The sequence below is a fragment of the Exiguobacterium sp. GL_137 genome, from assembly GCF_057834585.1.
This window is the reverse complement of sequence record NZ_CM174406.1, coordinates 2030926-2042815: the sequence shown is the minus strand read 5'-3', so window position 1 is coordinate 2042815 and position 11890 is coordinate 2030926. Positions and strand designations below refer to the sequence as shown.

Sequence of the window (11890 nt, the reverse complement as noted above, 5' to 3'; positions counted from 1 at the left end):
CGATATTGTTATTCTCACATAAAATCAATTTATCACTTCGTTTAAGTTTTTGAAACTAGGTCAATGCGTTTTGGGGAACGTTGAGGCAGTTTCGACGAGATGTCCAAAAATCGTTTATATTAAGCGGTTTTGAAAATGAAAAGGAGATGACTCACCGATGAATAAAAAAACAGTCGGTCTCGCGTTATCAGTTATGCTTGCAGGAAGCGTTGTACTTGCAGGTTGTTCAACAACAGGTGACGGAGATAAAGATGCAGGTTCTTCTAAAGGCAAAAAAGTTTTACGATTAACGGATACTTCTGATATTACGACGGTCGATCCGGCACAAGCAACAGATGCAGTTGCGTTCAACATGATCGGAAACACGATGGAAGGTCTTTACCGGTTAGACAAAGACGGGAAAGCGATTCCGGCACTTGCTGAAAAAACAGATATCTCAAGTGATAACCTCACATATACGTTTACGCTTCGTGATTCTAAATGGTCAGATGGTACACCAGTCAAAGCACAGGATTTTGAATTTGCATGGAAACGTGCCGTCGATCCAAAAACTGCTTCCGGTTATGCATACATCTTTGATACGGTCAAAAATGGTGCTGATGTCTCACAAGGAAAAAAACCAGTCGACGAGCTAGGTGTCAAAGCGATTGACGACAAGACACTTGAAGTTAAACTCGAACGTCCGGCACCATACTTCCTTTCACTCACATCATTCGGAACGTATACACCAATCAGCGAAGATTTCTATAACAAAAACAAAAAAGACTTCTCGCTTAAACCGGATAAACTTCTTTACAACGGTCCTTTCGTTTGGACATCTTGGAAAACGGATTCAAAACGTATTCTGACGAAAAACGAAAACTATTGGGATAAAGATGCCGTTAAACTCGATGAGGTCTCGATCAGTGTCGTTAAAGATAACTCTACCGTTGTAAATCTGTATGATACGGACGAAATCGATTATGCCGGCCTCACGTCAGAGCAAGTTGCGACATATGAATCAAAACCTGAATTCAAGACCGCACTCCGTTCATCGATTGCTTACTTGAAGTTCAACAATGAAGACGCCACAATGAAAAACGTCAATGCGCGTAAAGCGATCGCACGGGCAATCGATCCAAAAGGGATCACGGATACGTTACTTGCGAACGGTTCGATTCCGACTACAAGCTTCATTCCGAAAGAATTCATCAAAGATGACGCAGGTAAAGACTATACAAGCGACATCAATTGGTTCGACCGGGATGCGAAAGAAGCAGCTGATCTTTGGAAAAAAGCAAACGGTGATAAGAAAGCAACGATTGAACTCTTGTCATTCGATAGCGAAGACGCGAAGAAAATCAGTGAATACATGAAGGGACAGATTGAGAAAAACCTTCCGAATGTCACTGTTGCGATCAAACAACAACCGTTCAAAAATAAACTGGATTTAGAAGCAAAAGGCGATTACCAAATGTCTTATGCGCTTTGGGGTCCGGACTATCAAGATCCAATGTCGAACTTATCGATCTTTGAATCGACAAACAGTCAAAATGACGTCAAATACAAATCGTCTGCCTACGATAAATTGTTGAACGCTGCCAACGAAGAATCAGATGTCGCAAAACGTCTTGATCTCTTTAAACAAGCAGAGTCACAATTGATCGAAAAAGACCAAGCGATCGCACCGATTTATCAAGCGGGTGCTGCATTCCTGAGTCGTCCGACGGTCAAAGACTTTAACCGTCAAGTTTTTGGTGCTGACTTCCAGTACAAATATGTTGATGTGAAGTAATTGAAAATGGGAGCGTCCTTGAGAACGTTTTCAAGGAACGCTCCTGTTTTATACGATTTTTTCTGAATGGAAACTCATTTTGTTAGCAGAAATGTGAAATTTTCGTAAAAAATAGGTTCTAATTACTTTGTTAGCAAAGTATAATGGAATCAAACGAAAAATTCTGAAATATTGGTTAACTGTGAAAAAACAGCGGCCAGGGGGGCGTCAATCAGTCCAAAATAAAAAAGAATTTTAATTTTTACGACAAAATTCTTGAATGTTCCGACAATTTTGGGTCATACTGATTTTATTGATGTTTCGAAAAAAACAGAAAATCTTTATAGGGGGTGCCATCTATGGGCCGTTATTTAGCTCAACGCCTTGTTTACGGCGTACTGACGTTTTTACTCATCGCTTCGTTCACTTTCTTCCTAATGGATCTGTTACCAGGTTCACCGTTCCAAAACCAGGAGAAACTTTCTCCTGAACAGTTAGATATCCTGCGGGATAAGTACAACTTGAATGATCCGCTTCCACAACGCTATGCAGCGTACATGGTCAACTTAGTTCAAGGAGACCTCGGTGTATCATTTAAATATGACAGCCGTCCAGTAACAGATTTGATTATGGAACGAATTGGACCATCCGCTCAATTAGGTATTCAAGCCCTTGTTCTCGGTGTAGTTCTTGGTCTTGTCCTCGGTGTTGTCGCGGCTCTTCGCCACAATACAGCAGTTGATTACGGTGCGATGTTCATTTCGGTACTAGGGATTTCCGTGCCATCATTCGTATTTGCGTCACTTCTTCAATATTATATCGGAGTGAAATGGGGCGTATTGCCAGTAGCCTTCTGGGAAAGTCCAGCACATACGATTCTTCCGACCGTTTCCTTATCGCTTGGAGTAACAGCCTCAATTGCCCGTTTCGTTCGAACGGAGATGCTTGAAGTCACCGGTCAGGATTACGTGACACTTGCTAAAGCAAAAGGCCTAGACGGTCAATCGATCACTTGGAAACACATGGTGCGTAACGCCTTGATTCCAGCCATCACGATTCTTGGACCAATGACAGCAGCCTTGATTACAGGAACATTCGTTATTGAAAAAATCTTTGCCGTACCGGGTCTTGGTGAATTGTTCGTTTCGTCCATCACACAAAATGACTATACGGTTATCATGGGGACAACGCTGTTCTTCTCGGCAGTCTTTATCTTTATGATCTTGCTCGTCGATATTCTGTACGGTGTCGTCGATCCACGGATTCGTTTGGGGGGTAGCAAATAATGGCAGAACAAAATTCAAACGCAAAAGCAGAACAGTTCGACTCATCACTGTTCCAACCAGTAGAATTTAATGAACAAGCGGGTGAGCGGATTGCCGGAAAAAGCTTAAACTTCTGGCAGGATGCCTGGACACGCCTTCGTAAAAACAAAGCGGCAATCCTGTCGCTCGTCATCATCGTCATCATCGCACTGTTGTCACTCTTCGGACCGATGTTGTCCGGTAGAGATGCTTATAACCAAACGATTACTCAAGCTAAACTACCGCCAAAAATTACAGGTCTTGAGTGGGCTGGTTTTGACGGAATGGCAACACTTGGTGAAAAGCCAATCGATTTTTATGAAACGAAACAAGTCAAAGATACATTTTGGTTTGGTACGGACCATCTCGGTCGTGACTTATGGTCACGTGTCTGGGAAGGAACACGAATTTCACTCTTCATCGGTCTTGTCGCAGCAATCATTGATGTTCTAGTCGGTGTCACGTATGGCGGAATTTCTGCTTACTACGGTGGACGTGTCGATAATATCATGCAACGGATTGCGGAAATCCTGACAGGGATTCCGAACTTGATTTTAATCATCTTGTTCATCTTGATTCTTGAACCCGGAATCACGACCATCATCCTCGCGATGACGATCACCGGCTGGATCGGGATGAGTCGACTCGTCCGCGGACAGATCCTGAAACTTAAGAACCAGGAATTCGTTCTTGCAGCACGCACACTTGGTGCTTCTAGCGCACGTTTAGTATTCAAGCATTTGATTCCAAATACACTCGGTACAATCATCATTTCATTGATGTTCACGATTCCAGGTGCAATCTTCTTCGAGGCTTTCCTAAGCTTCATCGGTCTTGGTCTTGCTCCACCACAACCATCACTGGGTACATTGATCAATGAAGGGTACAAAGAATTAAAAACATTCCCTTACTTGCTCGTCATCCCATCGACAATCCTCGTACTTGTCATGATCAGCTTTAACATGCTAGCCGATGGATTACGTGATGCGTTCGACCCACGTCTGCGTCGCTAACGGAAATAAGAGAGGAGTTCATCCACAATGGAAACTATTTTATCAGTACGCGACCTGACTGTCGCTTTCCATACGTATGCTGGGACGGTTCAAGCCGTCCGCGGCGTATCGTTTGATTTAAAGAAAGGCGAAACACTTGCCATCGTTGGTGAATCTGGTTCAGGTAAATCGGTTACATCAAAAGCTATCATGCGTTTGATTCCAAATCCTCCCGGTGAAATCACGAAAGGTGAAATCATGTTTGACGGCCGTGATCTGGTCAAACTCTCTGATAAAGAGATGCAAAAAGTACGTGGTCGTGATATCGCGATGATCTTCCAGGATCCGATGACATCATTAAATCCGACGATGACCATCTTCAAACAGATTGCCGAAGGTTTGAAACGCCACCAGGGATTGACAGGCGATGCAGCTAAAAAACGGACGTTAGAATTACTGACACTCGTCGGAATTCCGAACCCGGAAGCACGTCTGAAACAATATCCGCACCAACTATCAGGCGGGATGCGTCAACGGATTGTTATCGCGATTGCACTGGCTTGTAATCCTAAAGTCTTGATTGCCGATGAGCCTACGACAGCACTCGATGTTACGATTCAGGCACAGATTCTTGAGTTGTTAAAAGACATCCAGCAAAAAACAGGTACAGCTATCATCTTCATTACACACGATCTTGGTGTCGTAGCGAACATGGCAGACCGTGTAGCGGTTATGTATGCTGGGAAGTTGATTGAAAAAGGAACGGTCGATGAAATTTTCTATGAGCCACGTCACCCTTACACATGGGGACTGCTTGGATCAATGCCACGACCGTCTGACGATCGTTCGCAAGACTTACCGGCAATTCCTGGAACACCACCGAACTTATTGCACCCACCAGTCGGTGATGCATTTGCACCACGTAATCAGTACGCAATGAAAATTGATTTCGAGAAAGAGCCTCCGTTCTTCCCGATCACAGATACTCATGAAGCGGCAACTTGGTTATTACATCCACAAGCACCGTATGTAGAACCACCGGTAGCCATCCGCGATCTTGCGCTGAAATATCGTCCAGATAGCACATTCGCGAAATCGCTTCTGAAAGGCGGTCTAAAGTAATGGAGAATCGTAGTAAATTACTTGAAGTAAAGAACCTCAAACAACACTTTAATATCGGTCGTGGTCGTGTCGTCAAAGCAGTTGACGGTTTATCATTCGATATCTATGAAGGAGAAGTTCTTGGTCTTGTTGGAGAGTCAGGTTGTGGGAAATCGACAACGGGGCGTTCAATCATCGGTTTATACGATGCGACAGACGGAGAAGTCCTTTTCAAAGGTGAAAATGTTCATGCTAAAAAATCGCGTAAAGAGAAATTGAAATTCAACCGTTCGATGCAGATGATTTTCCAAGATCCATATGCATCGTTGAACCCACGGATGACGGTCGGGGATATTATCGCTGAAGGAATCGATATTCACGGTCTTGCCAAGTCGAAAGACGAGCGGAACAACCGTGTGTATGATCTTCTTGAAACAGTTGGTCTAACGAAAGAACACGCGAGTCGTTATCCGCATGAGTTCTCAGGTGGACAACGTCAGCGGATCGGGATTGCCCGTGCGTTAGCCGTCGAACCAGACTTCATCATTGCCGATGAGCCAATCTCTGCGCTAGATGTATCGATTCAAGCCCAGGTCGTCAACCTGATGAAACAATTGCAACGTGATCGCAGTCTGACGTATCTGTTTATTGCCCATGATTTATCAATGGTCAAATATATCTCAGATCGAATCGGAGTCATGTATCAAGGTCACCTCGTTGAATTGTGTGATGCGGATCGCCTTTATGAAAATCCAGTCCATGCCTATACGAAATCCTTGTTATCAGCAATTCCACTTCCGGATCCAGAGCATGAGCGGACACGTAAGCGGATCATTTATGATCGCCCGACAGGCGGAGCGGTTGGGAAATCGAGTGAAGACTCAAGCATCCCGCCGTTGCGCGAAATCGAACCGGGTCATTATGTCTCGATGACAGATGCAGAACTCGAAGCGTATCAAGCACAACTTGTGTAATTTAACCAAACTAAAAGGCATTCCTGAAGTTATTCGGGAATGCCTTTTTTTAATTTTCGGAAGCAATACGGGGAAGGTTGTTGAAACGGTGGACAACCGAGTCAAGAGCATGCAGACGGCTGACGGCTTCTTCGAATGGAATTTTCTCATAATGATGAAGACCACCCGGTTGTTCTTCAAGCGTATCGGCATCATGGACCAATTGTTGCAATGGAGTCCGGTTAATCGTCCCCGGTGGTAAATAGGAATCTGTGTGCAACAGAACGGCAAGGGCGATTTCTTTTGCCCGTTCCGGTTCTTCACCGAGACGAATCAGTAATTTATGGGCCCGTTCCGCTCCTTTGATCGCATGGATGTCATTTTGACGGTAGAGATCATAATTCCATGTGCCGTCTGTATACCATTCATAATGACCGATATCATGAAGCAGGGCAGCCTTCGTTGCTGTATCTGCATCCAGACCACGCTGGGTAGCGAGTCTCAACGCCTGTTCTGCTACAGAAATGGCATGATTCAAGCCGGATCGTTCTAAATATTTTTGGGCAATCGGATGTTCAATGATAGTGACAAGGGTAACTGGCATAAAAAATAACTCCTTTCACGAGTAAGTATTTCTATACACTTTACGTGAAGTGGCGAGCAATTGCAACTATTTACTAAAGACAAATCGACAATCTCACATAATTAATTGCTTCAAGTAGGAATAGAAATCAGGTAAACGTGGTATACTAATTAATGTAGAAGATGATAATTTAGCTTTCGTTGGTTAACAGTTCTTTTTTCGGACCGAGTGAGGTGTCGGAGTATGAAAGAACGTGATAAAAAGAAAAAGTTGAAAAAACGCCTTTTGCGGGACATTTTCGAAAAAAAATTAAAAGAGATTAAACTCCCTAAAGCAAAAGAGACGATTTCTCAACCCTTTGATCACACACCAGCTTGCTGAAGCCACCTGGTGGCTCTAGCAAGTTTTTTACGAAAAGTTCTTTCATCTCAAAACATATATCGGGTTTTATTTTTAATGAAAATCAAAGTAAACTGTCAAGTAATAGAATCATCAACTACTGGGTAATAAATTTACGCAGGAGAAATGATGTGAAATCAGGGGGAGGATGTTTTTCAATGGTAACACTCTATACTTCACCAAGCTGTACTTCTTGTCGTAAAGCGCGCGCGTGGCTTGAAGAACATGAAATCCCATTTGTGGAACGTAATATTTTCTCAGAGCCATTATCGCTTGATGAAATTAAACAAATACTTCGTATGACAGAGGACGGAACAGATGAAATCATCTCGACACGTTCGAAAGTCTTTTCAAAATTAGATGTATCGGTAGAAAACTTATCGTTACAACACTTGTATGATTTGATTCAAGAATATCCAGGTTTATTACGCCGTCCAATTCTGATTGACGAAAAACGTCTTCAAGTTGGATACAATGAGGATGAAATCCGCCGCTTTTTACCGCGAAAAGTCCGTACCTTCCAGTTGTTGGAAGCTCAGCGCCTTGTCAACGAGTAAATTGTCATGAGCACGCTGCTTTCTGAGCAGTGTGCTTTTTGTTACCGCCTAAAAAGGTTAAAATAGAGATAACAAAGGAATATACCCTATATGTTTAATGATTCTTTTGAATCTATGTGAAGTGCTCGTTCGTATACTAGATAAGAGCGAGAGGAAAGGAGTGGACATATTGAAAATCGAACGCGTCAATGACAACACCGTCAAGTTCTTCATTACGTACACGGACATCGAACGCCGCGGCTTCGCCCGAGACGAGATTTGGTACAACCGTGAACGTGGAGAACAGTTATTCTGGCAGATGATGGATGAAGCGAATGAAAAAGAGTCCATCTCCTTCGAAGGTCCACTATGGATACAAGTACAGGCATTTGAAAAAGGTTTAGAAGTCACCGTTACAATCGCTAAAACAACGATTGACGGAGAACAAGTTGACGAAGATGAGTTGGATTCGTTACTTCGTTCCGCAATGTCTGATGCGGAAGAAAAAGAAACGGAACTCAGTCAAGATGTCTTATTTGAAACAACAGATTTCGAGCATATCATTGCCCTTAGCCAATATGCAGAAGCACCGATCTTCGAAGAAGTGAAAACGTCTCTTTATCAAAAAGACGGACTCTACCTGTTGCACCTTCACTTTAAAGAAGAAACAGAAGTGGAAGAACAGGAAAATGTAATGAGTCTGATTGCAGAGTACTTGAGCTTTAGTGAACAGACGATTCATCCTGTAGCAGAGTATGGAAAAATAATCGTACCTGGCGATGTCTTTACGTTCATTCGGAAGCATTTTCCGAATTAACAGAATCAAACGGTACAATCAAAAAGGACTGCTCCAATTTGTTTGGAAGCAGTCCTTTGTTGTGTAGAATAATCAAGTGAGGGTGTAACCGCCATCGACGACTAAGGTTTGTCCATTGATGTAACTTGCTTTATCGGATAATAAAAAGCAGACGACTTCTGCGATTTCAGACGGTTGAGCCGCTTCACCACGTAAATGATGTTTCATCGCTAAATCAAACTTATCTTTTCCACCATATAAGGAATGACTTAACTTCGTGTCGACAGGACCGGGACAGATAGCATTAAAACGATATTTTCCGTGAAACCGAGCAGCATATGTTTTCGTAAGCGTAAGAAGAGCACTCTTGGAGGAAGCATACGGCAAGAGCATGGCAGGGAATTTAACATGTCCGACAATTGCACTGTTATTAACGATGGAAGCACCACGACTCAGCCGTTTGACTGCATGTTGAATGATCTGCTCCGGTGCATGATAATTGACTTGAAAGACTTCGCTCTGTTGGTCAGTCACCCGTTCTGGTGCAACCGGCTTTCCGAAGGTTCCGGCATTGTTGAAAATCCCGTCAAGTATTGGGAATTGTTCTTTTGTGTCTTCGAAAAATCGATCGATGTCGGATGGAATCGACAAGTCGACTGGAAAGAAGTTGATCCGTCCTTCACCGCGACGTTCCAAATCGTGACCACGTTCCTCATTTCGTCCAAGCGCAAGGACAGTATGTCCTTCTTGTGCCAGTTGTAAGGCGGTAGCTTCACCAATTCCGCTTGTTGCACCAGTCACTAGATACGTTTTCATTTTGAATCGTCCCTTCTACATAAAAGTATGTCATTCATAACAAATTACAGGAGGGGATACCATGTTGCGACGTGTCCAATTACTTATGACGCTGCTGTTGACAGTCAGTCTGATCGGATTTCTTTCTTATTACTGGAGTGTGTACATGGTAGGATGGCTCTCTCTCGTCATCATTCTCGTCGTACTGAGTGTCTTCGTCATCATCTTGCTTGAGAACCGGAATCCGGAACGAACGCTTGTCTGGGCACTTGTCATGATGGCATTACCGGTCGTCGGTGTTTTCGTGTATTTCACCTTTGGTCAAAATTATAGACGAAAAAGAATGTTTCGTCTGAAAGCGATGCTCGATGAAGAGTCTTACATTAAATATCGTACCCAGTTTGATCATGGGATACACAATCGGGTGTTCCGACATGGACATTACACGAAAGTTGTTAAACTTATCGATTCGATCAGCCGATTGCCGATTTCGTATAATAGCCATACGAAAGTATTGACGAACGGACAAGAGAAATTTCCGTTATTGTTAGCAGAAATCCGTCAAGCAGAACGCCATATCCATTTGGAGTACTATATCGTCCGGGATGACGCACTTGCGCTAGAATTGCAAGAAGCATTGATTGAACGTGCAGAAGCGGGAGTAGAGATTCGTTTTTTATATGATGCTGTCGGTTGTTTCTCAACGGACAAAACCTACTTCAAAAAGATGGAGGCGGTCGGAATCGAAGTGCGCCCATTTTTCCCTGTCGTCCTTCCTTTTATCTCGAGTAAATCCAATTACCGGAATCATCGGAAAATCGTTGTCATTGATGGTACAGTTGCTTTCACCGGTGGAATCAATGTCGGAGACGAGTATATGGGAAAAGATAAGATGTTTGGATTTTGGCGAGATACCCACCTGTTGGTTAGGGGAGAAGCAGTCTCGGAGTTGCAACTGATTTTCCTTCAGGACTGGTACTACATGACGGGAGAACGGTTGTTTACACCGTATTACATGAAACCGCTCGAAGTCATGGCGGAAGCGACAGGGGGTGTTCAAATCATTGCGAGCGGACCGGATGAACCACATGAAACAATGAAGTCTTTATACTTTGGTTTAATCACGGAAGCCCGCAGTTCGGTTTACATCGCTTCTCCGTATTTAATTCCGGATGAGGACCTGATGACAGCTTTGAAGACCGCCGCCATGTCTGGTATTGATGTCCGAATCCTCTTGCCGAGTTTTCCGGACCATAAAGTTGTTTTTTATGCCAGCCGCTCTTATTTTGAAGACTTATTATTAGCAGGTGTAAAGATTTACGAATACAACAAAGGGTTCATGCACTCGAAAGTCATCGTAGTCGATGATGCGATTGCGACGATCGGCACAGCGAACATGGACTTAAGAAGTTTCCATTTGAACTTTGAAGTAAATGCCTTTTTGTACGGGACAAATTCAGTCCATGAATTGACACGTGATTTTTATGAAGATTTTTCGAATTCTTCACAGGTCGAACGGAGTGTCTTTATTCAAAGAAGTTTTAGTCAACGTTTGATCGAATCCATTTCGCGGTTATTTTCACCGTTGCTCTAATAAGGAGGAGTAAGATGTTTGAGGCGATGGATGAGCAAGGAAATCGAATCAACAGTCAGCTTGAGACCTTACAATCGTTAGCAGGTAAAATACTTTACTGTCCGTATTGCCAAACACGCCTTCGGATCCGGCAAGGGAAAAAACGGCTACATTTTGTTCACGTAACGGCCTGTACCGGTGAATCGTCAGAACATCAATTTTGGAAAACACGACTTGCTGCCCATTTTGAAAATTTACGATTTAAGGTTGAAATTGAGGCGGTACGGGGGCGAAGACGATTTGACCTTTTAATATGGCCCGGAGAAATCGGGATTGAGATTCAGCGCTCGAAAATGAGCGCTGAAGAATGGCGACGAAGATGGTCGATCGATCAACAAGGCGGATATCAAGTACGGTGGATCGGGTTTCATGAGTCGAGCGGTCAGTTTCTTAAGCTCGATGGCTGGATGAAACCGGCATTTATGAAGAATGGTTATATTGATTTAATCGAGCAGGAACGAATTATCCGCTACATGCATCCACTTCCGTTCGCACAACGTTTTGTAATCTGTCAGCGCGTGTCCTTGACAGTGGAGCAATTTCTTTTCCCACGTCCGGTTCCGCGACAATTCCTCGAACGACCATGGACGACACTGATAAAACACTATCGGCTTCGTCCGTTTTTTTCTTCGTTACCGCATCGTTATGTACGCTTTCCTCTTTATCACTCCAATCTTTATGTCTCTACACTTCCATCCTGGTGTTTTTTGCCCTTATCTGCGTTACTTTCCGTACCCGTCCATCCTTTTGAAATTCAAATAGCAGTTTACCTGCGTTTAAAAGGAAATTACTCCGTGCCCAATCTCCTTTCATTTCTCACAGAATGTTTGACACAGATGAAGATTCGATTTGAGCTAGCTGATTTATATGCTCTGATTGAAGAGTGGATGGCGATTATCAACTTTCTTCAATACCACCTGTCTGAACTTTTTCAAAACCGTCCTGCTGATTTATCGGCTCGTTTGGAAGAAGATCAAAGGTTAGCAGGAGCGCTTCGTTTGTTTGTCGAAAGGGAAACAGGTATAAATGAAGTAAAGGAGTGATT

At 43.3% G+C, this 11890-nt stretch carries 12 protein-coding genes; 10 read left to right on the top strand and 2 right to left on the bottom strand.

What is annotated here, in order from left to right; genetic code table 11:
• Nucleotides 1–157 precede the first annotated feature (157 nt).
• The 5 genes from AC3IRK_RS10835 to AC3IRK_RS10815 all read left to right on the top strand — a co-directional run bounded on the left by AC3IRK_RS10835 (nt 158) and on the right by AC3IRK_RS10815 (nt 6124).
• Nucleotides 158–1774: a peptide ABC transporter substrate-binding protein gene (locus AC3IRK_RS10835; RefSeq protein ID WP_131502696.1), complete on the top strand. Its 1617-nt coding sequence runs from the start codon at nt 158–160 to the stop codon at nt 1772–1774.
• Between the two features lie 338 nt (nt 1775–2112).
• Nucleotides 2113–3039 carry an oligopeptide ABC transporter permease gene (gene opp3b, locus AC3IRK_RS10830; protein ID WP_131502695.1) on the top strand — a complete coding sequence of 309 codons (927 nt, stop codon included), beginning with the start codon at nt 2113–2115 and terminating at the stop codon, nt 3037–3039.
• A complete protein-coding gene (gene opp3C, locus AC3IRK_RS10825) occupies nt 3039–4070 on the top strand; it encodes an oligopeptide ABC transporter permease (protein ID WP_131972453.1) in 1032 nt (343 codons plus the stop codon). Before opp3b ends, opp3C begins: the two co-directional genes overlap by 1 nt.
• Before the next feature lie 27 nt (nt 4071–4097).
• Complete coding sequence (locus tag AC3IRK_RS10820) at nt 4098–5171, top strand: ABC transporter ATP-binding protein (RefSeq protein ID WP_026827862.1); 1074 nt, start codon at nt 4098–4100, stop codon at nt 5169–5171.
• Nucleotides 5171–6124 carry an ABC transporter ATP-binding protein gene (locus AC3IRK_RS10815; protein ID WP_131502694.1) on the top strand — a complete coding sequence of 318 codons (954 nt, stop codon included), beginning with the start codon at nt 5171–5173 and terminating at the stop codon, nt 6122–6124. The genes AC3IRK_RS10820 and AC3IRK_RS10815 overlap by 1 nt, the downstream gene beginning before the upstream one ends.
• 49 nt (nt 6125–6173) lie before the next feature.
• Here the strand turns inward: AC3IRK_RS10815 and AC3IRK_RS10810 are convergent, their stop codons facing one another.
• Nucleotides 6174–6707 (bottom strand): HD domain-containing protein, encoded by a 534-nt coding sequence (locus AC3IRK_RS10810; protein WP_131972454.1) that lies wholly within the window; start codon nt 6705–6707, stop codon nt 6174–6176.
• Between the two features lie 222 nt (nt 6708–6929).
• Here AC3IRK_RS10810 and AC3IRK_RS10805 point away from each other — a divergent pair, with 222 nt between their 5' ends.
• From AC3IRK_RS10805 to mecA, 3 genes are all read left to right on the top strand, one after another.
• Entirely contained in the window at nt 6930–7067 is a 138-nt protein-coding gene (locus AC3IRK_RS10805; RefSeq protein WP_012370921.1) for a hypothetical protein, read from the top strand.
• 176 nt (nt 7068–7243) lie between these two features.
• The gene (spxA, locus tag AC3IRK_RS10800) at nt 7244–7642 is read left to right on the top strand and encodes a transcriptional regulator SpxA (RefSeq protein WP_012370920.1); all 399 of its coding nucleotides are present in this window, start codon (nt 7244–7246) and stop codon (nt 7640–7642) included.
• A 169-nt stretch (nt 7643–7811) separates the two neighbouring features.
• Nucleotides 7812–8438 carry an adaptor protein MecA gene (gene mecA / locus AC3IRK_RS10795; protein ID WP_131502691.1) on the top strand — a complete coding sequence of 209 codons (627 nt, stop codon included), beginning with the start codon at nt 7812–7814 and terminating at the stop codon, nt 8436–8438.
• Between the two features lie 72 nt (nt 8439–8510).
• On the opposite strand, the gene AC3IRK_RS10790 is transcribed toward mecA, so the two are convergent.
• On the bottom strand, nt 8511–9233 hold the full coding sequence (locus AC3IRK_RS10790) for an SDR family NAD(P)-dependent oxidoreductase (RefSeq protein WP_131972455.1): 723 nt from the start codon (nt 9231–9233) through the stop codon (nt 8511–8513).
• A 61-nt stretch (nt 9234–9294) separates the two neighbouring features.
• On the opposite strand from AC3IRK_RS10790, the gene cls reads away from it, so the two are divergent.
• Together cls and AC3IRK_RS10780 are read left to right on the top strand one after the other, a co-directional pair.
• Complete coding sequence (gene cls, locus AC3IRK_RS10785; RefSeq protein WP_489169955.1) at nt 9295–10806, top strand: cardiolipin synthase; 1512 nt, start codon at nt 9295–9297, stop codon at nt 10804–10806.
• 14 nt (nt 10807–10820) lie between these two features.
• Nucleotides 10821–11888: a competence protein CoiA family protein gene (locus AC3IRK_RS10780; protein ID WP_131972457.1), complete on the top strand. Its 1068-nt coding sequence runs from the start codon at nt 10821–10823 to the stop codon at nt 11886–11888.
• Nucleotides 11889–11890: the final 2 nt, after the last annotated feature.

Bases quoted from the DNA above. Each gene is read 5' to 3' on its own strand.
- AC3IRK_RS10835 (WP_131502696.1), top strand. From the start codon at position 158: ATGAATAAAAAAACAGTCGGTCTCGCGTTATCAGTTATGCTTGCAGGA.
- opp3b (WP_131502695.1), top strand. From the start codon at position 2,113: ATGGGCCGTTATTTAGCTCAACGCCTTGTTTACGGCGTACTGACGTTT.
- opp3C (WP_131972453.1), top strand. From the start codon at position 3,039: ATGGCAGAACAAAATTCAAACGCAAAAGCAGAACAGTTCGACTCATCA.
- AC3IRK_RS10820 (WP_026827862.1), top strand. From the start codon at position 4,098: ATGGAAACTATTTTATCAGTACGCGACCTGACTGTCGCTTTCCATACG.
- AC3IRK_RS10815 (WP_131502694.1), top strand. From the start codon at position 5,171: ATGGAGAATCGTAGTAAATTACTTGAAGTAAAGAACCTCAAACAACAC.
- AC3IRK_RS10810 (WP_131972454.1), bottom strand. From the start codon at position 6,707: ATGCCAGTTACCCTTGTCACTATCATTGAACATCCGATTGCCCAAAAA.
- AC3IRK_RS10805 (WP_012370921.1), top strand. From the start codon at position 6,930: ATGAAAGAACGTGATAAAAAGAAAAAGTTGAAAAAACGCCTTTTGCGG.
- spxA (WP_012370920.1), top strand. From the start codon at position 7,244: ATGGTAACACTCTATACTTCACCAAGCTGTACTTCTTGTCGTAAAGCG.
- AC3IRK_RS10790 (WP_131972455.1), bottom strand. From the start codon at position 9,233: ATGAAAACGTATCTAGTGACTGGTGCAACAAGCGGAATTGGTGAAGCT.
- cls (WP_489169955.1), top strand. From the start codon at position 9,295: ATGTTGCGACGTGTCCAATTACTTATGACGCTGCTGTTGACAGTCAGT.
- AC3IRK_RS10780 (WP_131972457.1), top strand. From the start codon at position 10,821: ATGTTTGAGGCGATGGATGAGCAAGGAAATCGAATCAACAGTCAGCTT.